19 protein-coding genes are annotated in these 22,939 nt (G+C 72.9%); 9 read left to right on the top strand and 10 right to left on the bottom strand.

Annotation, left to right across the window (positions count from 1 at the left end; all coding sequences use genetic code 11):
- The first annotated feature begins 149 nt into the window (after positions 1–149).
- A complete protein-coding gene (cds1, locus tag A4E84_RS04560; RefSeq protein ID WP_062925297.1) occupies positions 150–1,274 on the top strand; it encodes an L-cysteine desulfhydrase Cds1 in 1,125 nt (374 codons plus the stop codon).
- An 11-nt stretch (positions 1,275–1,285) separates the two neighbouring features.
- Here cds1 and A4E84_RS04555 read toward each other — a convergent pair whose 3' ends face one another.
- Positions 1,286–1,753, bottom strand: coding sequence for an SRPBCC family protein (locus tag A4E84_RS04555; RefSeq protein WP_062925296.1), 468 nt, complete (start codon positions 1,751–1,753; stop codon positions 1,286–1,288).
- A gap of 63 nt (positions 1,754–1,816) precedes the next feature.
- Positions 1,817–2,647 carry a DeoR/GlpR family DNA-binding transcription regulator gene (locus tag A4E84_RS04550; protein ID WP_033307013.1) on the bottom strand — a complete coding sequence of 277 codons (831 nt, stop codon included), beginning with the start codon at positions 2,645–2,647 and terminating at the stop codon, positions 1,817–1,819.
- 289 nt (positions 2,648–2,936) lie between these two features.
- Between A4E84_RS04550 and A4E84_RS04545 the strand changes: the two genes are divergently transcribed.
- A complete protein-coding gene (locus tag A4E84_RS04545) occupies positions 2,937–5,291 on the top strand; it encodes a hypothetical protein (protein WP_062925295.1) in 2,355 nt (784 codons plus the stop codon).
- Positions 5,292–5,299: 8 nt separating this feature from the next.
- Here the strand turns inward: A4E84_RS04545 and A4E84_RS04540 are convergent, their stop codons facing one another.
- The 4 genes from A4E84_RS04540 to A4E84_RS04525 all read right to left on the bottom strand — a co-directional run bounded on the left by A4E84_RS04540 (position 5,300) and on the right by A4E84_RS04525 (position 9,959).
- The gene (locus A4E84_RS04540; protein ID WP_062925294.1) at positions 5,300–7,735 is read right to left on the bottom strand and encodes a right-handed parallel beta-helix repeat-containing protein; all 2,436 of its coding nucleotides are present in this window, start codon (positions 7,733–7,735) and stop codon (positions 5,300–5,302) included.
- Between the two features lie 154 nt (positions 7,736–7,889).
- Positions 7,890–8,495: an Rv1733c family protein gene (locus A4E84_RS04535; protein ID WP_062931306.1), complete on the bottom strand. Its 606-nt coding sequence runs from the start codon at positions 8,493–8,495 to the stop codon at positions 7,890–7,892.
- 163 nt (positions 8,496–8,658) lie between these two features.
- Positions 8,659–9,486, bottom strand: a complete 828-nt coding sequence (locus tag A4E84_RS04530; protein ID WP_062925293.1) for an MOSC domain-containing protein — start codon at positions 9,484–9,486, stop codon at positions 8,659–8,661.
- A 44-nt stretch (positions 9,487–9,530) separates the two neighbouring features.
- Complete coding sequence (locus A4E84_RS04525) at positions 9,531–9,959, bottom strand: DUF6643 family protein (protein ID WP_062925292.1); 429 nt, start codon at positions 9,957–9,959, stop codon at positions 9,531–9,533.
- Between the two features lie 298 nt (positions 9,960–10,257).
- Here A4E84_RS04525 and A4E84_RS04520 point away from each other — a divergent pair, with 298 nt between their 5' ends.
- A complete protein-coding gene (locus A4E84_RS04520; RefSeq protein WP_079128869.1) occupies positions 10,258–11,535 on the top strand; it encodes a TerD family protein in 1,278 nt (425 codons plus the stop codon).
- Positions 11,536–11,548: 13 nt separating this feature from the next.
- Here the strand turns inward: A4E84_RS04520 and A4E84_RS04515 are convergent, their stop codons facing one another.
- Positions 11,549–12,739, bottom strand: coding sequence for a glycosyltransferase (locus A4E84_RS04515; RefSeq protein WP_062931304.1), 1,191 nt, complete (start codon positions 12,737–12,739; stop codon positions 11,549–11,551).
- Between the two features lie 39 nt (positions 12,740–12,778).
- Here A4E84_RS04515 and A4E84_RS04510 point away from each other — a divergent pair, with 39 nt between their 5' ends.
- Together A4E84_RS04510 and A4E84_RS04505 are read left to right on the top strand one after the other, a co-directional pair.
- On the top strand, positions 12,779–13,564 hold the full coding sequence (locus tag A4E84_RS04510; RefSeq protein WP_107308269.1) for a glutamate racemase: 786 nt from the start codon (positions 12,779–12,781) through the stop codon (positions 13,562–13,564).
- A 114-nt stretch (positions 13,565–13,678) separates the two neighbouring features.
- On the top strand, positions 13,679–14,233 hold the full coding sequence (locus A4E84_RS04505; protein WP_062925291.1) for a hypothetical protein: 555 nt from the start codon (positions 13,679–13,681) through the stop codon (positions 14,231–14,233).
- 51 nt (positions 14,234–14,284) lie between these two features.
- Here A4E84_RS04505 and A4E84_RS04500 read toward each other — a convergent pair whose 3' ends face one another.
- Positions 14,285–15,343, bottom strand: a complete 1,059-nt coding sequence (locus A4E84_RS04500) for an O-antigen ligase family protein (protein ID WP_062931302.1) — start codon at positions 15,341–15,343, stop codon at positions 14,285–14,287.
- A 224-nt stretch (positions 15,344–15,567) separates the two neighbouring features.
- On the opposite strand from A4E84_RS04500, the gene lnt reads away from it, so the two are divergent.
- The 4 genes from lnt (at position 15,568) to A4E84_RS04480 (ending at position 20,569) form a co-directional block, all read left to right on the top strand.
- Positions 15,568–17,184, top strand: a complete 1,617-nt coding sequence (lnt, locus tag A4E84_RS04495; RefSeq protein ID WP_062925290.1) for an apolipoprotein N-acyltransferase — start codon at positions 15,568–15,570, stop codon at positions 17,182–17,184.
- Between the two features lie 68 nt (positions 17,185–17,252).
- Positions 17,253–17,732 carry an NUDIX hydrolase gene (locus tag A4E84_RS04490; RefSeq protein ID WP_062925289.1) on the top strand — a complete coding sequence of 160 codons (480 nt, stop codon included), beginning with the start codon at positions 17,253–17,255 and terminating at the stop codon, positions 17,730–17,732.
- 55 nt (positions 17,733–17,787) lie between these two features.
- Positions 17,788–18,588, top strand: coding sequence for a 3-hydroxybutyrate dehydrogenase (locus tag A4E84_RS04485; RefSeq protein ID WP_062925288.1), 801 nt, complete (start codon positions 17,788–17,790; stop codon positions 18,586–18,588).
- Positions 18,589–18,664: 76 nt separating this feature from the next.
- Positions 18,665–20,569: a helix-turn-helix domain-containing protein gene (locus A4E84_RS04480; RefSeq protein ID WP_062925287.1), complete on the top strand. Its 1,905-nt coding sequence runs from the start codon at positions 18,665–18,667 to the stop codon at positions 20,567–20,569.
- A 48-nt stretch (positions 20,570–20,617) separates the two neighbouring features.
- Here the strand turns inward: A4E84_RS04480 and A4E84_RS04475 are convergent, their stop codons facing one another.
- Together A4E84_RS04475 and A4E84_RS04470 are read right to left on the bottom strand one after the other, a co-directional pair.
- Entirely contained in the window at positions 20,618–22,006 is a 1,389-nt protein-coding gene (locus tag A4E84_RS04475; protein ID WP_062925286.1) for an MFS transporter, read from the bottom strand.
- A gap of 443 nt (positions 22,007–22,449) precedes the next feature.
- Positions 22,450–22,914 (bottom strand): carboxymuconolactone decarboxylase family protein, encoded by a 465-nt coding sequence (locus tag A4E84_RS04470; protein ID WP_062925285.1) that lies wholly within the window; start codon positions 22,912–22,914, stop codon positions 22,450–22,452.
- Positions 22,915–22,939: the final 25 nt, after the last annotated feature.

The following is a 22,939-nucleotide window of genomic DNA, read 5'->3' as shown; positions in this document are numbered from 1 at the left end:
GCGCCCCCTTGCCCCGGGCCCTGCCCCTGGGGGCGCTTTGGGGGGCTCAAAGATGCGTTTATGCAGGTGAGGAGCGGTCGCAAGGTGCTTATGATCGGTGTGCCGGCCGTGCGCCCCCCCTTGCCGGCGCGCAGCGTTAGGAGCCCCCCGTGAGTACCCCCCAGCAGACCCGGACCGGTGTGACCCTCGACGTCGACCACAGTGACACCGACTACCGGGCGTGGCTCAAAGAGGCCGTCCGCAGGGTCCAGGCGGACGCCAACCGCTCGGCCGACACGCACCTGCTGCAGTTCCCTCTGCCCCAGCGGTGGGGCATCGACCTGTACCTGAAGGACGAGTCCACCCACCCCACCGGCAGCCTCAAGCACCGGCTCGCCCGCTCCCTCTTCCTGTACGGCCTGTGCAACGGCTGGATCCGGCCGGACCGACCCGTCATCGAGGCCTCCAGCGGCTCGACCGCCGTCTCCGAGGCGTACTTCGCGAAGCTGATCGGCGTGCCCTTCATCGCCGTCATGCCGCGCACGACGAGCGCCGAGAAGATCCGCCTCATCGAGTTCCACTCCGGCCGATGTCACTTCGTCGACGACCCCCGCACGATGTACGAGGAGTCCGCCCGCCTCGCGGCCGAGACCGGCGGCCACTACATGGACCAGTTCACCTACGCCGAACGGGCCACGGACTGGCGCGGGAACAACAACATCGCGGAGTCCATCTTCCGCCAGCTGCGCCTGGAGCGGTTCCCCGAGCCGGCGTGGATCGTCGCCACCGCGGGCACCGGCGGCACCTCCGCGACCCTCGCGCGCTACGTCCACTACATGCAGTACGACACCCGCGTCTGCGTGGCCGACCCCGAGAACTCGTGCTTCTTCGAGGGCTGGACCACCGGCGATCCGGACGTCACCTGCGACTGCGGCTCCCGTATCGAGGGCATCGGCCGGCCCCGCATGGAACCGAGCTTCGTGCCCGGCGCGATCGACCGGATGATGAAAGTGCCCGACGCGGCCAGTGTCGCCGCCGTACGGGCCCTGGAACGCGCCATCGGCCGCAAGGCCGGCGGCTCCACCGGCACGGGCCTGTGGAGCGCGCTGAAGATCGTCGCGGAGATGGTGTCCGAGGGCCGGCAGGGCAGCGTCGTGACCCTGCTGTGCGACCCGGGCGACCGGTATCTCGACAAGTACTACTCGGACGCCTGGCTGGCCGCCCAGGGGCTGGACATCCAGCCGTACACGGCCGCGATCGACTCACTGCTGAGGACGGGCGTCTGGCCGCACTGAGCCCCCGGGTCTCAGGCGTTCAGTCGCCGGTCCAGCGCCCGCACGGCGTCCCGGAACGCGCGCGCCTGGCCTCCGCGCGCCACCTTCACGGCCAGCCGGTACGCAGCGGTCCCGTCGGTGGCGAAGGTCCACCGCACCCGGGTACCGCCGCCGGCCGGCGTGAGCCGCCACTCCTCGGCTATCGCCCGCACGCCCGGCAGATTGGTGACGTCCACGCGGTAGGCGTACAGCTCGGGTCCCTTCGCCGCGATGACCGTCTCGCGGAACCGGATGCCACCGGTGAGTGTGATGTCCCGTCCCGCGCCGGCGCCGACCGGGCGGGCGGCCGACACCTGAGCGAACCACTCGGCCCAGCCGGGCACATCCTCCAGGGCGCCGTACACCGCCTCCGGCGGAGCGGCCATGTCCCGCTCGAAGACATGCCGGACGGGAGCCGTCGCCACGAAGTCGGGTTCCACCGGGCGCAGTCGACGGGGCATGGGCGGGGCCCTCCTGGAAGGGAGCGGGCGATGACCGGATGCGCCACCCTAGCTGAGCCGCCGTCAGATGTCTGCGCCGTCCTCGGGCTCCCCGGCCACCACCAGCCGCCGCAGATGCTCCGCGACGACCCCGCGCGCGTCGTCGGGCAGACCGGCGTCCGTCACGAGCGTGTCGATCCGCTCCAGCGAGGCGAACGAACTCAGCCCCACCTTGCCCCACTTGGTGTGGTCCGCGACCACGACCACGCGGCGGGCCGACTGCACGAGCCGCCGGTTCGTCTCGGCCTCCGCGAGGTTCGGCGTCGACAGACCGGCCTCGACCGATATGCCGTGCACCCCGAGGAACAGCAGGTCGAAGTGGAGCGCCGCGATCGCCTGGTCGGCCACCGGCCCCACCAGGGAGTCGGAGGGCGTGCGCACCCCGCCCGTCAGCACGACCGTGGCCGCGCCCTGCCGCGGACCCGAGGTGCGCTGCGCCGCGTGGAACACATCGGCGACGCGCACCGAATTGGTGACCACCGTGAGGTCCGGGACGTCCAGCAGCTGGTGCGCCAGCGCGAAGGTCGTCGTACCGCCCGACAGGGCGATCGCCGCGCCAGGGGCGACCAGCTTGGCCGCGGCGCGTGCGATGTCCTCCTTGGCGGTCAGCTCCAGGCCGGACTTGGCCTCGAAGCCCGGTTCGTGCGTGCTCGCCTCGACCACCGGGACCGCGCCGCCGTGCACCTTCTCCAGCACGCCCTGGCGGGCGAGCGCGTCGAGGTCACGGCGGACCGTCATGTCCGACACGCCGAGCTTGCGGGTCAGCTCGTTGACCCGGACACCGCCCCGGCGGCGAACCTCGTCGAGGATCAGGGATCGCCGCTGCTCCGCGAGGAGGTTCTGATTCTCGCTCACGTACGCTCCGGTCCTTTCGCCTCAATGCCGTCCGACACCCCCCGCACCGGCTCCGACTAGGACATTCTCCCGGGCTGCGGTGCGAGGACGCCCCATCCTCGCATGTCGCGGAGCGGAGAGCGCCACCACGCCCACTCGTCGCGCGCATGCCACCGGTGGCTCAGCCCTCACAACGGTTCATCACGGATCGGGGAGATTCCGTGACAGGAGGTGTGCGACGCCGCGGAAGTGGAGATCCTGTGCCCGCACGGACAGAGCCGACGGCGTGTCACGGGGGAAGTGCGAAGCAGTGGAACGTGCGCAGGAACATGCGTCGACCGGCGGGCCCGACGGTCCCGCCACGCGGCCCGGCGAGCCCGGGACCGCCCTGGAACTCCTGGTCCACGGCGTGGGCGGCACCACGCCGCAGGAGATGCTCAACGATCCGCGGACGGTACGCATCACCGGCGACGACACGGCGGCCGTCTTCCGGCGCGCCGACGACGTCGACGCCGAGCACACCCCCGACGACCGCCGCCGTGAAGGGCCGGTGCCCGAGGCCTACGTCTGGTGCAACCTCACCTCCGGCGACGGCACCCGCGCCCTGTGGCTGTTGCTGCTGCCGTTCATGGTCGTCAACCTCGCCCACTGGATGCGCCCCTCCGCCCACGGCCGCCGCCGCACCGTACGCCTCTACGGCCTCCTGCTACGGCTCGTGGCGCTCACGCTGACGGTGCTGCTCGTCGCGGCCGCCTGCGAGGTCGCCCTCGACCTGGCGGCCTGGCAGTGCGCGGGCACCACCGCCTGCGCCGACCGCCACACCTGGCTGGGCTTCCTCTCGCCCACCGTCTCGGACGGCGGCTGGTGGAGCGCCCCCGGCCGCAGGCTCGCCCTCGCCGCCGTCGTGCCCACCGCCCTGACCGTCCTGCTCTGGTACCTGTCCCGGCGCACGTGGAGCGACTACGAGTCCCAGCAGCCTGTCGAACGGGCCCCCGAGCCCGAAGGCGGCGGCGGCCCGACCGCACTCGGCCGGCCCGGGTTCTGGTACGGGCGCCGGCTGGTGGCCCGGCTGCGCGCCGCGCACACCGCCGCCGGCCTGATCACGGTCGCCGCCGCGGTCGGCAGCGCCGCCGCCCGCTTCGACCGGCGCCCCGGCGGCCCCGCCGTACTCGACGTCCTGGGCCTGGTCCTGGAGGCGGCCCTCGCGGCCTGCGCGGTCGCCGTGGTGTGGGTGGTGTGCCGCCGCGGCCGCAGCGAGCGACGGCTGGACCGGAAACTCGACGAGCGTTTCGTACGACGCCTGCCGCTCGTCGCGCTCGTCCTGCTCGCGCTCGCCCTGCTGTACGCCGGATGGGAGCGCCCGGGGTGGACGTCGGAAGGCCGGCTGCCGGGTGATGCGACCTTCGGCGGGATCGCCCTGGTCCAGGGCCTGCTGGTGATCGTCCTCGGCGTCGTCGCCCACGTCCTGCACCGTACCGACCCCGACCGGCGGGCGGTGCTGCGGGGCCTGGGCGGACCGGCCGTGGCGATGCTGGCCTGCGCGCTCGGCGGCGTCATGTCCGGCGGCGTGTCCCAGCGCGTGTCCGACTGGCTGGACGGGACGGGAGCGTCGATCAAGGGGCCGCCGGTGCTGCTGACCTGGCAGGCGTCGGTGATCCCGCCGCTGATCGTCGTGCTGCTCGGGCTCATCGGCTGGCTGGCCCACCGCGCCTGGCAACTCGCCCGCGCCGAGCGCGCCGCCGTGGCACTCGACTACCCGGACGAGGACCTCGACCCCGCCCGCACCCGCCGTATCGCCTACACACGGGCGATGGCCGCGCTCACCGACCGGGGACCCCGCATCGTCGCCGTCACCTCCGGCGTCACCCTGCTGCTCGGCGCCGGAGCCCTCGTGGGCGCCCTCACCACCGACGAGACCCCCGGCGAGGCCGCGCAGGGCGCCTACCCCGTCGTCCACGGCGCCGCCGAGACCTCCCAGGCCCTCGGTTCCTGGCTGATCGGCCTCGGCTTCCTGCTCTTCGTCACCTGGGGCCGGCGCGCCTACAAGGACGCCTCGGCCCGCCGCACCATCGGCATCCTGTGGGACGTCGGCACCTTCTGGCCACGCGCCTCCCACCCCTTCGCCCCGCCCTGCTACGCCGAGCGCGCGGTACCCGACCTGACCTGGCGGATGGCCACCTGGACCCGCGCCACCGGCGGACGGCTGGTGATCTCCGGGCACTCGCAGGGCAGCGTCCTCGCCGCCGCCGCGGCCTGGCAACTCGCCCCGTCCGCCCGCAAACGCGTCGCGCTGCTGACCTACGGCTCCCCACTGGAGCGCCTCTACGGCCGCTGGTTCCCGGCACACTTCGGACCCGCCGCGCTCAGCTCCCTGCACCGGGACGTCGACTGCTGGCGCAACCTCCACCGGCTCACCGACCCCATCGGCGGCCCGATGCGCCTGCCCGGCGCCCAGGTCGACCACGCCCCCCTGATGGACCCCCTCGCCTACGGCCGTACCGATCTCCTGCCGCTGCCCGCGCCGATCCTCGGTCACTCCGACTACCAGGCCGATCCGGTCTTCGCCGAGGAACGCCGCAAGCTGCTGGCGCGGCTGCGGCCGGAGGACCCGGCGGCCGGGGAGGTGCCTTCGCCGCGCAACCGGCCCGAGCCGCCCGCCGCGTAGCCGGATCCTCAGAGCAGCTCGGGCAGATCCTCGGCGTAGAGCAGAGTCAGGTCGTCCGTGCTCGGCTCCGGAAGCTGGGCGACCCGGCTCGCGTGCCGCTCGACCATGGCCTCGAACGTCTGCCGTGCGGTACGGCCGTTGCCGAACGCCGGGCCCTTGGGCAGCACCGTGAAGTACTTCCGCAGGGCCTCCGACGCGCCCGGCGCCAGCCGGTACTCGTGCTCCTCGGCCTGCTGCTCCACGATCCGCAGCAGGTCCTCGGGGCCGTAGTCGCTGAAGGTGATGGTCCGGGAGAAGCGGGACGCCACGCCCGGGTTGACCGACAGGAAGCGCTCCATCTCGGCCGTGTAGCCCGCGACGATCACCACGACCGCGTCCCGGTGGTCCTCCATCAGCTTCACCAGCGTGTCGATGGCCTCCTTGCCGAAGTCGCGGCCCGCGTCCTCCGGGGACAGCGCGTACGCCTCGTCGATGAACAGCACGCCGCCGCGCGCCTTCTCGAAAGCCTCCTGGGTACGGATCGCCGTCGAGCCGATGTGCTCGCCGACCAGGTCGACCCGGGACACCTCGACCAGGTGGCCCTTCTCCAGCACGCCGAGCGAGGCGAGGATCTCGCCGTAGAGCCGCGCGACCGTCGTCTTGCCGGTGCCGGGGGAGCCGGTGAAGACCAGGTGCCGCTTGACCGAGGCCGCCTTCAGACCGGCCTGCTGCCGGCGCCGACCGACCTCGATCATGTCGGTGAGGGCGCGCACCTCGCGCTTGACGCTCTCCAGGCCCACCAGCGCGTCCAGTTCACCGAGGACGTCCTTGGAGGTGCGGGCCGGCTGCCCGGGCTCGGCGACCGGCGCCGGGGGCTCCGGCTCGGTGCGCTGCCCCGGGACCGCGCCCAGCAGGCCGGAGGAGTGGCTCACCGTCTGCACGACCGTCGCGGGCGCCGTGGGCGCACGCAGCCCGGCGCTCTCGTCGCTCGTGCAGTCCTCGACGAGCGGGCCCGCCCCGGACGCGGCGTCCGCGCCGCTGTCCGCGAACTCGTAACCCCCGCGCGCGCACCGCTCCGTGCGGCACTTGCGCAGCGTCGTACGGCTGCCGTCGATCACGTGGAAGCCGTAGCCGCCGCTGCCCGTGACCCGGCAGTTCTGGAAGCTGCCGCGGCCGCCGGCCGAGACGTAGACGCCCGCCTCCGCCGGCGAGTCGATGGTGCAGCGCTCCACGGTCGGGTCGGCGCCCTTGGTGACGATCACGCCGGTCTGGGTGCCGTCCACCGTGCAGTTGCTGAGCGTGCCACCGCTGCCGTGGTCGCGGAACCAGGCGCCCGTCGCCGCGTCCCGGATCCGGCAGTCGTCGAGCTGCGCGGTCGCGCCGTCGCTCACCGACACCGCCGTGTTGCGTACCTGCGACAGGTCGCTGTCCACGACGTCAGCGCGCGAGCCGCGGTCGAGGACGAACAACGCGTCCGGCACGTCGTGCACCCGGCAGGAGTCCAGGACGGCGGTGGCGCCGTCGCTGACCCACACCGCCGGGTAGTCGCCCGTGCTGTCGAAGATCTCGCACTGGTTGGCGTCCACCCGCGTGCCCGGGTCCCACACCGACAGGCCGTTGCGCCCGAACTGCCGCACCGTGGTGCGCGTCAGCGTGAGAACGGAACGGGAGCGCAGGTCGACCGCGTTCTCCGGGATGTCGTGGATGCGGCAGTCGGCGAGCGTCAGCACCGCGTCCGTATCGAGCGTGACTCCGTCGGCCGTCGTGCGGTGCACGTCGCAGTCGGTGAGGTGCGCCGTGGCGCGGCCGGTGATCTGCACACCGCTGCCCCGCACTTCGTAGATCTCGCAGCCCACCGCTTCCAGCGCGGAGTTCTCCCCGGTCGCCGACAGACCCGAGCCCGAGGTGTGGTGGATCCGGCAGCGCTCAAGGCGGGGGTGGGCGCCGCCGCGCACCGCCACGCCCGCTTGCCCGGCCGCGACGACCTCGCACTCCTCGAACACCCCGCCCGCGCCGTCGAGTACGGCGATGCCGATGCCCGCCGGGTTGTCGACCGCACAGCGCCGGACCGTGGGCCGGGCGCTGCCGCGCACCTCGATCCCGGCCGCCGACCGCGTCACGACCCGCACGTCCCGCAGCTCCGGGGTGCCCTCCTCCACCAGCACCGCAGGGGCGGCGGCGTCCTGGCCCTCCACATGGAGGTCCTGCACCACCGCCGAGGCGCGCACGGTCAGCGGAACGCCGTCCACCGGCGCGATCCGCACGGAGCCGGGGGAGCCCTCGGGGCCGCGCAGGGTCACCGCGCGCTGCAGGACGAGGTTCTCCCGGTAGGTGCCGGGCGCGACGGTGAGGACGTCCCCGTCGGCCGCGGCCTCCAGGGCGGCGGCGAGCGATGCGTACTCACCCGTGCGGCGCCGCCACCGCGACGTGCCGGTGTGCGTCACCTGGACCGTGCCCTGTGCCATGGTGTAGCCGTGCCCCCACCTCGGTCGTACTGATGGCTCGTCCGCCCTCGGGGCGCGTCCCTGGGGCTCGCTCGCGCGCGGGTTGTGCCGAACGGTTCGGCCGGACCACCGTAGCGTGCGCGCGGGTGGTGGGTTGACCAGAGCCGGAAGGCCGTCAGCTGCCGGTGCCCGTCCTGCCCCAGTCCGGGCCCGCCTTGTCCCATGCCCGGTCCCAACGGGCGTACCGGCGACGGACCATGCGCCAGACGATCAGCCGTCTGCCGGCCTCGATGAGACCGCCCGTCGCCAGGGCGGTGCCGAAGCCGGCGAGGACCGCGTGCGTCGAGGCCGTCGCGGAGTCGAGCGGGCGGGCCACCATCCGGCCCTGCCGGTCGGTCCATATCCGGAACTCGTCGCCCTGCCGGGGGTCCTTGAGGCTCGCCAGGACGGGGCCCTGGTGCGGGGTGCCGTCGGGTGCGGTCCAGTCGGCGAGGACGCGGGTGCGCAGATCCCTGCCCGACGAGGTTTCCGGGTCGGCGTCCAGCGGGGAGCGGTCCAGCTTGCGGACCACGGTGGCCGTCACCAGATGCCGCGCCTCGTGCTGCTCCCGGACGGAGCGCTGCAGGGCGTCCTCCGCCGTTCTCCCGACGAGCGAGCCTGCCACGGGGGCGGCCAGCAGGATCAGCATCAGGGCGGCCAGGGCCACCCAGGCCTCGGCCAGGTCGGTCGCGCGGCACAGAGGATTGCGCCGCCAGCGCCAGAGTCCGCTGATCGCTCGCACCGCCCGCACCCCCTTCCCGCTCCGTGATACTCCCCCGGCGGAGCCGCCCACGCATGGGCCCGTCGAAGAGAGAGCGACATCACTGCTCCTCCGGGTCTCTCATGAATTTCTCACACAGGCCAACGCCCGGGCCCGTGGTGCGGTTCCCGCTCCGCCCGAAGAGCTATTCGAGGATCCTGACCTGGTCCCCGACCCGGATCGTGCCGCGGGACAGCGGCACCAGGTTCTGACCGAAGACCAGTTTGCCGCCGAGGCGGCGGTGGCGGCCCAGGCTGAACAGGGGCTCGTGGCCACGCTCGCCGGTGCCCTGGTCGGTGGTGGTCACCACGCACCGGCCGCAGGGCTTGGCCACGCGGAAGGGCACCTCCCCGACGGCGATGCGCGACCAGTCGTCCTCGGCCCAGGCGGAGGTGCCCGCCACGACCACGTTCGGCCGGAAGCGGTTCATGGGCAACGGGCCCTCGCCGGCGTGCTCGCCCTGCGCGATCAGGGAGTTGAGGGCGTCGAGCGAAGCCGTCGTGGCCAGCAGCAGCGGAAAGCCGTCGGCGAAGGAGACGGTCTCACCGGGCCGCGCGTACTCCGGGGCGAGGGGGCGGCGGGTGGCCGGGTCGTCCATGTACACCAGGCGCGCGTCGGAGCCGAGGCAGGAGCTGACCCAGGCATGCGCGGCCTCGTCCTCGGCCGGGACCGCCTCGACCTTGTCGCGGAAGATCTCCACCGGCACGGTCACGCAGGGCCGGGGAACGGGCACCGCCAACGGCGGCATGCCGGGTGCGGACAGCCGGACGCCGCCACCGGGCTGAAGCTCGGCGGCGACGAGCGCGAGGCGCGGCTGCCGGCGTTGGGTGACGACCTTTCCCCCGTCGTCGATCAGCACCCAGCGCCGGTCTCCGGCCAGGCCCCAGGGCTCCACGACGGCCTCCCGGGGCGCCAGGCCCCGGACCGCCTTGACCGGATGGATGTGAATCGAGTGCAGGTGAGCGTTCCCCATGGGGCCATCGTGCCAGCCGGCACCGGCAGCCCCCGGAGGTCGGCTCAGTACCCGCGGTACTGCTGGTTGTTGTACGGGTCCTGATAGGGAGCCGGGGCCGGCCGGGGAGCCGCGGGGCGCATCGCCTCGTAGCCCGCGGGTGCGGCCGGACGCGGCTGCTGCGGCTGGGGGCCGGGGTAGCCGCGCGGAGCGGTGGCCTGCTGCGGGATGTACGCCGCGGGCGCCTGCTGCAGCGGTGAGGGCTGCTGCGCCTGCGGATAGCCGTAGGCGGGCTGGGAGGGGGCTGCCGGCAGGGCGGGCAGCGCCGACGGGAGGGCGGGCAGGTTGCTGCCCGGCATGTCGTACTGAGCGGGGACCCGGATCGGAGCGATCTGCGGGGTGCCCCGCTCGGCGACGAGCTTGTCGTAGATCGGGGTGTCCGGGAAGGAGGCGGAGTAGTAGCCGCCGCCATAGGTGGAGCGGGGGGAGGTCATGGCACATAAGTTAAGCCCACGATGTGCTGGTTGGGGAGACCGATAAGAGGGTTGTTTTCCGTGTCCGCAGTGACCCGGGATCCCCAATGCGAGCGAACTCGGCAAAATGGGGCGCCGAACGAGGGGCTGATCGTGTAAAGGCCGAGTTCCGGACGGGTTACCAGGGGTTGGCCGCCGGTCTTCCGGCCGGCCGCCGGGGGGACTTCGCCGCGGCGAGGAATTAGGTTGTGCGCACGGAACTCGACGGACCGCCGGGACGGGCCCGGCGCGGTGACACGCAATGGGGGCGGACATGCAAATGCTGAAAGGTTCAAATACTCCGGTGCCCACCGCGGCCTTGCGGGTGGAATTGGGATGGCGGGCCGGAGCGGGCGTGCCCGACGCCGACGCCTCCGCTTTGCTGCTGGTAAGCGGAAAGGTCCGCTCGGACGCGGACTTCGTCTTCTACAACCAGCCGGCGCACTCCTCCGGCGCCATCAGCCACGAGGGAAAGCGCACCACCGACGGCCGGGTGACCGACGCGCTTCTCGTCGACCTCGCGCGCGTGGAGCCCGCGATCGAGACGGTCGTCCTCGCCGCCTCCGCCGACGGCGGCACGTTCGGACACGTTCCCGACCTGTACATCGAGGTCCAGGACGCGGCCCAGGGCACGCCGGTGGCCCGCTTCGACAACCCGGGCGCCACCACCGAAACCGCTTTCGTGCTGGGCGAGTTCTACCGCCGCCAGGGTGCCTGGAAGTTCCGCGCCGTCGGTCAGGGCTACAGCAGCGGCCTCGAAGGACTGGCCACGGACTACGGCATCACCGTGGACGAGCCGCAGCAGGCGGCCCCGGCACCGGCCGTCGTCGCTCCGGCGCCCCCCGCGGCCACACCGCCCGCCGCCTCCGCGTTCACGCCCCCGCCGACGCCGCAGCCCGCCGCCCCGCCCCCCGCGCCCGTCCGCCTCACCAAGGTGACGCTCACCAAGGCCGCCCCCTCCGTCTCGCTCACCAAGCAGGGCGGCACCTCCGGCGCGCTGCACGTGAACCTCAACTGGGAGGTGCGCAAGCAGTTCTCGGGGTGGAGCAGCAAGTTCGGGCGCCCGACCGCGATGCACTCCGACCTCGACCTCGACCTGTGCGCCCTGTACGAACTCAACGACGGCAGCAAGGGCGTCGTACAGGCGCTCGGCAACAGCTTCGGAGCGCTGCACCAGCCTCCGTACATCCACCTCGACGGCGACGACCGCACCGGCGCCGTCACGACCGGTGAGAACCTCACCGTCAACCTCGACCACAAGAACGCCTTCCGGCGCATCCTCGTCTTCGTCACCATCTACGAAGGCGCCCGTTCCTTCGCCGATCTGAACGCATCGGTCACGCTCCAGCCGCAGTACGGGGCGCCGATCGAGTTCTCCCTGGACGAGTGCACCGTCCCCTCACTCGTGTGCGCGCTCGCCCTGATCACCAACACCGGCGGCGATCTGATCGTCCAGCGGGAGGCGCGCTACCTGGTGCCCGAGCGCGGGGTGAGCCCGCAGCGCACCGTCGACCACGCCTACGGGTGGGGCATGAACTGGACCCCCGGCCGCAAGTGACCCCGGGTGGCCGTCAGCCCTCGTCGGGCAGGGCGTCCGGGCGTGTGTAGGTGCGGCCCTTCCAGGCCGCACCCCGCCCCCGGTAGTGCTGCACCGCGGAGTCGACGGTCATGAGGAGGTAGAGGAACGCGGTGAACGGCAGCAGGGGAGCGAGCCACAGCGGCTGCCGGTAGTAGCGGAGCATCGGGACGTACGTCCCCGCCATGACGAGCCACGCGAGACCGCCGAGGACCGCCGCCGGCGTACGGCCGGCGGCGAGACCCGCCAGGGCCGCCACGGGCGGGACCAGATACACCAGCGCCAGCCCGGCGACCGTCCCGGCCAGCAGCAGCGGCTGATGCCGCAACTGGGCGTACGCACTGCGCGACACCATCCGCCACAGGTCGTGCAGCCGCGGATACGGCCGCACGCTGTCCACCCGCTCGGCGAGCCCCAGCCAGACGCGGCCGCCGCCGCCCTTCACGGCCCGGGCGAGCGCCACGTCGTCGATCACGGCGTGCCGGATCGCCTCCGGGATCCGCGCCCGCTCGGCGGCCTCCGTCCGCAGCAGGACGCAGCCCCCGGCCGCGGCCGCCGTCCGGCCCTCCCCGGCGATCCGGCGGAAGGGGTAGAGCTGCGCGAAGAAGTAGACGAACGCCGGCACGACGAGCCGTTCCCAGACGCTCTCCACCCGCAGCCGCGCCATCTGTGAGACGACGTCGAACCCACCGGAACGGGCCGCCGCCACCAGCTCGCGCAGACTGTCCGGCGCATGTGCGATGTCGGCGTCCGTCAGGAGGACGTACTCCGGCTCACGCGCGCGTGCCAGCCCGAGGCCGTGGCGCACCGCCCACAGTTTGCCGGTCCAGCCCGTCGGCGGCTCACCCGGCGACCCCACCGTCAGCGGCAGCCCACCGTGCCTGCGCGCCATCTCGCGTGCCAGATCACCGGTACCGTCCGAACTGCCGTCGTCGACGAGGAAGACCTCCGCCCGCCCCGGATAGTCCTGCGCGAGCAGCGACGGCAGCGCGGCCGGCAGCACGGCCGCCTCGTCGCGCGCCGGGACGACGACGCACACCGACGGCCACTCGTCGGGCTCCTCGCGTGACGGCAGCCGCACATCGGTGCGCCAGAAGAAGCCCTGGCAGAGCAGCAGCCACAGCCAGGCGAGCAGTGATCCAGCGGCAGTCCACACAAGGGCGCTCACGCGCGCAGTCTGCCCCACCCGGCCTGCCCGGGACGGCACATCGTCTATCGTGATCGGGTGAAGATCGCGCTCATGGACTCCGGAATCGGTCTGCTGGCGGCCACCGCCGCGGTACGGCGGCTGCGCCCCGACGCCGATCTCGTGCTCTCCCTGGACCCCGACGGCATGCCGTGGGGCCCGCGCACTCCGCAGGATCTCACCCAGCGTGCGCTGGCCGTCGCCGAGGCCGCCGCCGCGCGCCGCCCCGACGCCCTGATCGTCGGCTGCAACACCGCGACCGTGCACGCGCTCACCGCCCTGCGCGCCCACCTCGAACCGGCACTCCCGGTCATCGGCACCGTCCCGGCGATCAAGCCGGCCGCGGCCGGCGGCGGGCACCTGGCCATCTGGGCCACCCCGGCCACCACCGGCAGCCCTTACCAGCAGGGCCTGATCCGTGACTTCGCCGGGGGCGTGCCCGTCACCGAGGTGCCGTGCTGGGGCCTTGCCGAGGCCGTGGAGCGCGCGGACGAGGCGGCGATCGACGCGGCCGTGTCCGCGGCCGCCGCCCTCACCCCGGACGACGTGACCACCGTCGTCCTCGGCTGCACCCACTACGAGCTGGTCGCCGAACGCATCCGGACCGCCGTCCAGCGCCCCGGCCGCCCGCCCCTCGTGCTGCACGGCTCCGCGGGAGCCGTGGCCGCCCAGGCCCTGCGCCGGCTCGGCGAGCAGCCCGCGCCGGGAGCCACACCGCACGGCACGCTCACCGTGCTGCTCAGCGGACGCGAGGGCACGCTGCCGGCCCCCGCCCTGGCGTACGCCGAAGGGCGTCTGATGCAGGCGGTCACGCCCGCCCGCTGACCGGCACCCGTCACCGACGGTCATCGCCGGACCGGATCGGCCCGGCGCCCGGCCGGCGCAGTCACACTCCGCCACAAGGTACCTGCGGAGCGAAATCTGAGTACCCTCAAAGACATGAGGGACCACCTCCACGGCGGGAACGCCCCCCACCCGCACTCGGACGTCTGGACCGGCCGTGCCACCAACCGGGTGCAGTGGCTGCTGGCGCTCGTGGGTGCCGCCTGCATGGCGCTCGGCATCGCGCTGGCCGTCGACTCGGCATGGACGTCCGGCGTCGCCCCGCTGGCCATGGCCGTCGTCGGGTGCATCGCCGCCGGGCTGCTGGTCCTGTTCGGAACGCTCGCCTTCGTGCACGTCGCCCTGCGGGTCGACGAGGAGCACCTGGAGGTGCGCTGCGGCCACATCGGCGTTCCGCGCCGCCGTATCCCGCTCTCCCAGGTGGCCGGCGCCACGTACATCTCCCACGTCACCCCTCGCCACTGGGGCGGCTGGGGATACCGATGGCGGCCCGAGAAGGGCACCGCGGTGGTCGTACGACGTGGTGAGGGTGTCGAGCTGGAGCTGTGGGACGGGCACACCTTCACGATCACCGTGGACGACGCCGAGGCGGCCGTACGGGTCATCGAGGCACGGCTGCGGCCCACCAAGCCGGGCGCTCCCGCGCACTGAGCCGCCGGCCGCTCGTCACCGGGGGTGATCGACGGCCGTGATCACCGACTGTCACCACGCGGGAGTGCGTCCCGCTCCCCGTGCCTGCCCCTGCGGAGTACGGCTCGACGGTTCGAGGGGGCGCGCCGTGGCCATGCCCGCCAGCAGGCCCGCTCCCACCGACACCGCCGTGAAGCTCAGCGCGTTGCCGATCGCGGCGATGGAGGCGAGCGCCGTCAGGGCCGCGCCGGCGGTGAGCGCCACCGGGGTCGGGCGCGGGCCACGCCACAGCGCGTACAGGACCCAGCCGAACGCCGCCGCGAGCAGAACCACGCCGACGACCCCCTGCTCGGCCGCCTGCTGCAGGGGTGCCGAGTGGGGCTTGCCGTCGGACAGCAGCGACTGGGCGGACGTCGTGCTCAGCTCCCCGAAGCGGCCCGGGCCGGCCCCCAGGACGGGGTCGTCGTCCAGCAGATGCCATGCGTCCTGCCACAGCCGCACTCGGTGCGGCGTCAGCCGCCCCTCCAGCGCGGCCAGGAACCCGCCCGGTACGGCCTGCGCGGCGACCGCCCAGACCAGACCGGTCACCACGGCGGCGACCACGGCCAGTACGGCCGTCCCGGCGCCGCGATGACGGGTGCGGCCGGCGGCCAGAGAGCACACCAGCACCGCGAGACAAGTCACGAAGCCGGTGGCCGAGCCGAGCACCGCCGCGAGCACCGCGATGCTCGCGGCCAGCAGACGGAGGGCGAACCGAACGGCCGGCACCGGCGCGGACCAGGCCGCACAGCACGCGGCACCGGCCGACAGCGTCAGGACGGCGGCCGTGCCCCCGGCGTGCCCGAGGGGCGCGGCGATCTGCGGGCCCGGAGCGAGGTGCGGAACGGCCACCGTCAGCGCGATGCCGGCCAGTGCCCCGGTGAAGGGCGCGCCGACCGGCAGCAGCGCCCCGCTGATCCGCCCGGCGGCGTACCCCGCGGCCACGGCCAGCACCGCCAGGAGAACCCCCTCGGGCCGGCCGTCGTGCACCGCCGCCGTGATCAGGGACCAGGCGGCGCAGGTGCCCAGCACCACGACACCCGCCGCGTCAGAAACGATTCGTCTCTCGCCGTCCGCGTCCGGTCCGGACACGGACGTCACCCCACTGGAACCCACCCCGCCCGCCCCCCGGCGCACCTTCGCCCCCGACTCGTGAAGACCCCGGCCGCACGGGCCGCCGAGGGCCGTACGACTGAGGCTTGGCACACGGTAACGGCTGGTGGGCGGTTTGGGGATGTGTCGTGACCAAATGAACAGGGAGTCCACCACGCCTGCCGCGCTGTCGGCCCCAAGGTCACGCGCCGTAGACTCCGGGAGTGACCGTCACCGCAACCTCCGTCGGCGAGTCGGACCAGCTGGATCCGCGGACCGCGCCCGGGGCGCGGACGTGGGCCCGGCGGCTCGTACGTCTCGCTCCGGCCGCCGCAGCCGCGCTCTCCGGCCTGCTCCTCTACGTCTCCTTCCCGCCCCGCACGCTGTGGTGGCTGGCGCTGCCGGCCTTCGCCGTCTTCGGCTGGGTGCTGCGCGGCCGCGGCTGGAAGGCTGCACTGGGCCTCGGCTACCTCTTCGGCCTCGGCTTCCTGCTGCCGTTGCTGGTGTGGACCGGAGTGGAGGTGGGGCCGGGCCCCTGGCTCGCCCTGGTGGCGATCGAGGCCCTCTTCGTCGCCGCCGTCGGCGCCGGCGTCGCGGCCGTGTCGAAGCTGCCCGGCTGGCCGGTGTGGGCCGCCGGGGTGTGGATCGCCGGCGAGGCGGCACGCGCGCGTGCGCCCTTCAACGGCTTCCCCTGGGGGAAGGTCGCGTTCGGCCAGGCGGACGGTGTGTTCCTGCCGCTCGCCGCGGTGGGCGGCACCCCGGTGCTCGGCTTCGCGGTCGTGCTGTGCGGTTTCGGGCTGTACGAGGTCGTCCGCCTCGCCGTGGAACGGCGGCGGACCGGTGAGGTACGGCGCTCCGCCGCCGCCCTGGGTCTGCTGAGCCTGGCCGTCCCGGTCGCGGGCGCCGTCGCCGCCCGGCCCCTGGTCAGCGACACGGCAGAGGACGGCAGTGCCACCGTCGCGGTGATCCAGGGCAACGTGCCCCGCGCCGGACTCGATTTCAACTCCCAGCGGCGGGCCGTGCTCGACTACCACGCTCGCGAGACGGAGCGCCTGGCCGCCGAGGTCAAGGCGGGCAAGGTCGCGCAACCCGACTTCGTGCTGTGGCCGGAGAACTCCTCCGACATCGATCCCTTCGCCAACCCCGACGCCCGCGCCGTCATCGACACGGCGGCCAAGGCCGTCGGGGTGCCCATCTCGGTCGGCGGCGTCGTCGAACGGGACGGCAAGCTGTACAACGAGCAGATCCTGTGGGACCCGGCGAAGGGCCCCGTCGACACCTACGACAAGCGCCAGATCCAGCCGTTCGGCGAGTACCTGCCGCTGCGCTCGGTCATCGGCGCGATCAACAAGAACTGGACGGCCATGGTCCGCCAGGACTTCAGCCGGGGCACCAAGCCGGGCGTGTTCACCATGGACGGCGCCAAGGTCGGACTCGTCACCTGCTACGAGGCCGCCTTCGACTGGGCCGTGCGCTCCGAGGTCACCGACGGCGCGCAGATGATCTCTGTGCCCAGCAACAACGCCACCTTCGACCGCAGCGAGATGACCTACCAGCAGCTCGCCATGTCCCGGGTACGCGCGGTCGAGCACAGCCGGACCGTGACCGTGCCGGTGACCAGCGGAGTCAGCGCGATCATCATGCCGGACGGCCGGATCACGCAGAAGACCGGCATGTTCGTGGCCGACTCACTGGTGCAGAAAGTGCCGCTGCGGTCCTCGCAGACCCCCGCCACCCGGCTCGGCATCCTGCCGGAGATCGCCCTCGTGCTGGTCGCGGCCGGCGGAGTCGGCTGGGCCGTCGGCGCCGGGCTGCGCGGACGACGCGCCGGTGACGTGTAGCCGTACGCGGGCCGCACACCGCCTGAATCGCGCAGGGGCGCCGGAAGGGGCCCATTAGGGTCGACGGCATGGCTACTCCCGACTTCATCCGCACACTCCGTGCCTCGGCCGGTCATCAGCTGCTCTGGCTTCCGGGGGTCACCGCCCTGGTCTTCGACGACGAGGGCAGAGTGCTGCTCAACCGCCGGGCCGACACCCGCAGGTGGTCCGTGCTCGGCGGCATTCCCGACCCGGGGGAGCAGCCCGCGGCCTGCGCGGTGCGGGAGGTCTACGAGGAGACGGCCGTGCGTTGCGTCGCCGAACGGGTCGTCCTCGTCCAGGCCCTGGAGCCCGTCACGTACGAGAACGGCGACACCTGCCAGTACATGGACATCACCTTCCGCTGCCGGGCCGTCGGCGGTGAGGCCCGGGTCAACGACGACGAGTCGCTGGACGTGGCCTGGTTCGACGTCGACGCGCTGCCCGAACTGAACGAGTTCGGCCTGCACCGGATCAAGCAGGCACTGTCAGACACCCCCACATGGTTCGACCCCACTGCCTCCGGCTGAACTATGGGGCGTGACCACATGGGGTGGGGCTGGGACGCTGCCTAGGGTCGACACCATGACCGCGCCCCGTGCCCTCCCGGCCCCCCACGCCTCCCCGCTCGACCTGGGCGGCCGCACCGCGCTCGTCACCGGCGCCGCCGGCGGCATCGGCCGTGCCTGCGCGCTGCGGCTCGCGGCCGCCGGGGCCAAGGTGAGAGCCGTCGACCGGGACGCCGTGGGCCTGGAGGCACTGGCCGACCGGGGGCGCGGCCTCGCCGGCGCGGTGGAGCCGCACGTCCTGGACCTCACCGACCTGGACGCCGCCGAACTCGCCGCCGCCGGCACCGACGTCCTCGTCAACAACGCCGGACTCCAACTGGTGCGCCCCATCGAGGAGTTCCCGCCCGAGGTGTTCCACACGGTGCTCACCGTGATGCTGGAGGCACCGTTCCGGCTCATCCGCGGGGCCCTGCCCCACATGTACGGGCAGGGGTGGGGCCGCGTCGTGAACGTGTCGTCCGTCCACGGGCTGCGCGCCTCGGCCTACAAGTCGGCCTATGTGGCCGCCAAACACGGGCTGGAGGGGCTGTCCAAGACCACCGCCCTCGAAGGCGCGCCCCACGGTGTCACCTCGAACTGTGTGAACCCCGCCTATGTGCGCACCCCACTGGTCGAGAAGCAGCTCACCGACCAGGCGCAGGCGCACGGCATCCCCGAGGAGCGCGTCCTGTCCGAGGTGCTGCTGCAGGACAGCGCCGTCAAACGGCTGATCGAACCGGAGGAGGTCGCCGAGGCCGTGGCGTATCTGTGCGGTCCGCAGGCGTCCTTCGTGACCGGTACCTCGCTCGTGCTCGACGGTGGCTGGACCGCCCACTGAGCAGCCCGTCCCGTCGGCCGGGGGGAGTTGTCCACAGGGCCGACGGGACGGGCCGGTCATGGTGAATCCTGTGAGCATGTCCAGCGATCACGTGCAGGTTGCCGAAACACCGTTCCTCGAGCTCCTGGCCCGGGGCGCGTCGGCCGACGCCTACGAGCAGCCGGAGCTGCTCGCGCGTGCCGAAGGGCGCCCGGCGGAGTGGATCGCCGCGCTCCGGCAGGCCAAGCCGCTCGCCCTGCGCGTACGCGCCGAGCTGGAGGGACGACGGCGGCGCGAGGCCGAGCTGTCCGCACTGTTCGAGACCGCCCACGACCTCGCCGGGCTGCGCGACCTCGACGCCGTGCTCCAGGCGATCGTGCAGCGCGCCCGCTCGCTGCTGGGCACGGACGTCGCCTACCTCAGCCTGAACGACACCGAGCGCGGCGACACCTACATGCGGGTCACCGAGGGCTCGGTCGCGGCCCGGTTCCAGCAGCTGCGGCTCGGCATGGGGGAGGGGCTCGGCGGCCTGGTCGCACAGACCGCGCGCCCCTATGTCACCGACGACTACTTCAAGGACGACCGTTTCCAGCACACCCTCACCATCGACGCGGGCGTGCGGGACGAGGGGCTGGTGGCCATCCTCGGCGTGCCGCTGACGCTCGGGCACCACGTGATCGGCGTGCTCTTCGCCGCGGACCGCCGCGCCCGGGTCTTCGAGCGGGAGCAGATCGCCCTGCTCGGCTCCTTCGCCGCCCTCGCCGCGGCCGCCATCGACACCGCCAACCTGCTCGCCGAGACCAGATCGGCCCTGGCAGGCCTGGAGCGTGCGAATGAGATCATCCGGGACCGCAGCGGCGTCATCGAGCGCGCCTCCGACGTGCACGACCGGCTCGCCGAACTCGTCCTGCGCGGCGGCGGGGTGCATGATGTGGCCGCCGCAGTCTCCGAAATCCTCGACGGCACGGTCGAGTTCACCGAGGCCGCCGCCGCGCCCGCCGGGGCCCTGGAGAAGTCCGGCGCGCAGGGGCACGCGGTGCTGCACGAGGACGACTGGATCGCCGCCGTCGCCGCCGGGGGCGAACTGCTCGGCGCACTGGTGCTGCGGGGCCACCCGGGGCTCGACCCGGTCGACCAGCGCACCCTGGAGCGTGCCGCGATGGTCACGTCCCTGCTGCTCCTGGCCCGCAGATCCGCCGCCGAGGCCGAGCAGCGCGTGCGCGGTGAGCTGCTCGACGACCTGCTGGACGCCCGTGACCGCGACCCGCGTCTGCTGCGGGAGCGTGCGGCCCGGCTCCACGCCGACCTCGACGCGCTCCACGTGGTGCTGGCCGCGCGGCTGGAGGGCGGTGCGGCCGACGCCGACCAGGAGGCGGACGCCCGCAGACGCCTGGCAGCGGCGGCGTCCCACCTGGCCGCGACCGGGCACGGCCTGGCCGCCGCCCGCGACGGCGGCACCGTCCTCCTGCTGCCCCTCGGCTCCGGCGACAGCGCCACGGACGTGGCCCGCCGTGCCGCCCGGCAGCTGGGCAAGGCGGTCCACGCACCGGTCACCGTCGGCGCGTCCGCACCGGTCGAGGACCTCGCCACCCGTCCCGAGGCCGTGGCCGCGGCCTACGCGGAGGCCCGCCGCTGCCTCGAAGCCCAGCGTGTCCTCGGCCGCTTCGGGGACGGAGCCGCCGCCGAGGACTTCGGCTTCCTCGGGCTGCTCCTGGCCGGCGACCGGGACATCCCGGGCTTCGTCGACCGCACCATCGGCGAGGTCGTCGCCTACGACCGCCGACGCGGCACGGAACTGCTGCGCACCCTCGACGCCTACTTCGCCTGCGGCATGAGCCCGGCCCGCACCAAGGACGAACTGCACGTCCATGTGAACACCGTCGCCCAGCGTCTGGAGCGCGTCGGCCGCCTCCTCGGCGACGACTGGCAGAGCCCGGCACGGGCCCTGGAGATCCAACTCGCCCTGCGCCTGCTCCGGTTGTCGGCACCGGAACAGCGCTGACCCCCGCACGCGGAACGTACGGGGGCGGGACGGCAGCGGCCCGGGCGTTCAGGCGCGGGCGTCCTCGGGAGCGGCGGCCGTCCGGTCTGCTCCCTGACCGGACGGGGGAGCGACGTCGGCCAGGTCCCGGTGGCGCGTCTCCTCGGCCGCCGCCACCGCGACGACCGTGAGCACGGCGGCGGCGATGACGTACAGGGCGATCGGCGTGGAGCTGCCGTAGTCGGACAGCAGCGCGGTGGCGATCAGCGGCGCGGGCGCACCCGCCGCGACCGAGGCGAACTGCGCACCGATCGACGCACCGGAGTAGCGCATGCGCGTCGCGAACATCTCGGAGAAGAAGGCGGCCTGTGGCGCGTACATCGCCCCGTGCAGGACCAGCCCGACGGTCACGGCGAGGATCAGGTTGCCGAAGCCGCCGGTGTCGATCAGCGCGAAGAAGGGGAACATCCACAGCCCGACACCGACCGCACCCATCAGATACACCGGCCGGCGGCCGATCCGGTCGGACAGCGCGCCCCACCCGGGGATGACGGCGAAGTGCACGGCCGACGCGATCAGCACCGCGTTGAGCGCGGTCTGCTTGGAGACACCGGCCGAGGTGGTGGCGTAGACGAGGATGAACGCGGTGATGACGTAGTAGCTGATGTTCTCCGCCATGCGGGCGCCCATGGCGACCAGGACGTCACGCCAGTGGTGCCGCAGCACGGAGACGAGCGGCAGCTTCTCGGCCTCCGCGGCCACGTCCGCCTTGCGAGCCTCGGCCTGCGCCAACGCCTGCTTGAAGACCGGTGATTCATCGACAGACAGACGAATCCACAAACCGACGATCACCAGCACTCCGGAGAGCAGGAACGGGATCCGCCAGCCCCAGCTGCCGAACGCAGCGTCCGACAGCAGGGCCGTGAGCAGCGACAGCACACCGGTGGCCAGGAGCTGCCCGGCCGGCGCGCCGGTCTGCGGCCACGATGCCCAGAACCCTCGCCGCCGCGCGTCCCCGTGCTCCGACACCAGCAGCACGGCACCGCCCCACTCACCGCCGAGCGCGAAGCCCTGGACCAGCCGGAGCACGGTGAGCAGCACCGGCGCGGCCGCCCCGATGGTGGCGTGCGTCGGCAGCAGCCCGATGGCGAAGGTGGCCCCGCCCATCAGCAACAGACTCAGCACCAGCAGCTTCTTGCGCCCGAGCCGGTCGCCGTAATGCCCGAACACCAGCGCGCCCAGCGGCCGGGCCGCGAACCCGACGGCGTACGTCAGGAACGACAGCAGGGTGCCGACGAGCGGGTCGGAGTCCGGGAAGAACAGCTTGTTGAACACGAGCGCGGCGGCGGAGCCGTAGAGGAAGAAGTCGTACCACTCGATGGTGGTGCCGATGAGGCTGGCGGCGACGATGCGCTTGAGGCTGGCGGGGGGTGGGGGAGCGGTTGCGGGGGAGGGCATCGGCACCACTTCCATACGGTTGGCGGGGACGGTTGTGTGTCGCCATACCGTAGGAATCCGCAGGTCAGTGGCGTATGTGGTGGGACACCATAGTTCCGGGGGCGGGTGTGCGTGGGGGCACCATGACGGTGCTGGCGGAGCGGCTGTGCGGGCCTCAAGTGTGCCTGCGTGAGCACTGTCCGAGTTGCGTTGTTCGGGCATGTATGGGTGGTCGGGTGCTGACTCCGGTGCTGGTTTGGTGCTGACCAAAAAGCGCACGTCATCACCTGTCCCCACCCCTGCCGTGCTGACTTGGAGCTGACTACGCTGCGTTGAAATCGGTCAGTCGGGGCTGATCGGAGAGCAGTAGTCGCCTGGTCTTGAATGAGGCTGAGGCCCGGGAACAGGGTCTGCCATGGACGGCATCACGTGGCCGCCGCGTCGAGGGCGGCTCCTCCAGTCGTTCAATTGCCGTCTCCGTCAGGGCGCTGCGGGCCGGCCACCATGCGGGTGCTGACGCCGATCCGGTTCCAGGCGTTGACGGTGGCGACTGTCATGACAAGTGCCGCCAGTTGCCGGTCGTCGTAGTGGGAGGCGGCTTCGTTCCACACGTCGTCGGGCACGCCGTCGGAGTCGAGGCGGGTAGCGGCGTCGGTCAGGGCGAGAGCGGCACGCTCGGCCTTGCTGAAGAAGGGGGACTCGCGCCACGCCACTAGGGAGAACAGTCGTTCGTCTGGTTCTCCGCCGTTCCTGGCGCGGCCACTGTGCAGGTGTACACAGAACGCGCAACCGTTGAGCTGACTGGCCCGCAGCTTGACCAACTCGCGCAGCGGTGCCGGCAGCGAACTGGACGAGAGGTAGCGCTCCAGACCCAGCATGGCCTGATAGGCAGCGGGCTCCAGCTCCGCGAGGTTGATACGTGGGTTCACGGGTGCTCCTGGTGATCGGCCGGCA

Origin of the sequence: Streptomyces qaidamensis (assembly GCF_001611795.1) — a bacterium.
GTDB classification, from domain to species: domain Bacteria; phylum Actinomycetota; class Actinomycetes; order Streptomycetales; family Streptomycetaceae; genus Streptomyces; species Streptomyces qaidamensis.
The sequence above is the reverse complement of the archived record's forward strand: the minus strand, read 5'-3'. Positions and strand labels throughout refer to the sequence as shown.

What these genes read in the sequence shown, in the direction of transcription:
- A4E84_RS04555 (WP_062925296.1), bottom strand. Translation starts at nt 1,753, where the DNA reads ATGCCCCGTCGACTGCGCCCGGTGGAACCCGACTTCGTGGCGACGGCT.
- A4E84_RS04540 (WP_062925294.1), bottom strand. Translation starts at nt 7,735, where the DNA reads ATGGCACAGGGCACGGTCCAGGTGACGCACACCGGCACGTCGCGGTGG.
- A4E84_RS04530 (WP_062925293.1), bottom strand. Translation starts at nt 9,486, where the DNA reads ATGGGGAACGCTCACCTGCACTCGATTCACATCCATCCGGTCAAGGCG.
- A4E84_RS04525 (WP_062925292.1), bottom strand. Translation starts at nt 9,959, where the DNA reads ATGACCTCCCCCCGCTCCACCTATGGCGGCGGCTACTACTCCGCCTCC.
- A4E84_RS04520 (WP_079128869.1), top strand. Translation starts at nt 10,258, where the DNA reads ATGCTGAAAGGTTCAAATACTCCGGTGCCCACCGCGGCCTTGCGGGTG.
- A4E84_RS04505 (WP_062925291.1), top strand. Translation starts at nt 13,679, where the DNA reads ATGAGGGACCACCTCCACGGCGGGAACGCCCCCCACCCGCACTCGGAC.
- A4E84_RS04490 (WP_062925289.1), top strand. Translation starts at nt 17,253, where the DNA reads ATGGCTACTCCCGACTTCATCCGCACACTCCGTGCCTCGGCCGGTCAT.
- A4E84_RS04485 (WP_062925288.1), top strand. Translation starts at nt 17,788, where the DNA reads ATGACCGCGCCCCGTGCCCTCCCGGCCCCCCACGCCTCCCCGCTCGAC.
- A4E84_RS04480 (WP_062925287.1), top strand. Translation starts at nt 18,665, where the DNA reads ATGTCCAGCGATCACGTGCAGGTTGCCGAAACACCGTTCCTCGAGCTC.
- A4E84_RS04475 (WP_062925286.1), bottom strand. Translation starts at nt 22,006, where the DNA reads ATGCCCTCCCCCGCAACCGCTCCCCCACCCCCCGCCAGCCTCAAGCGC.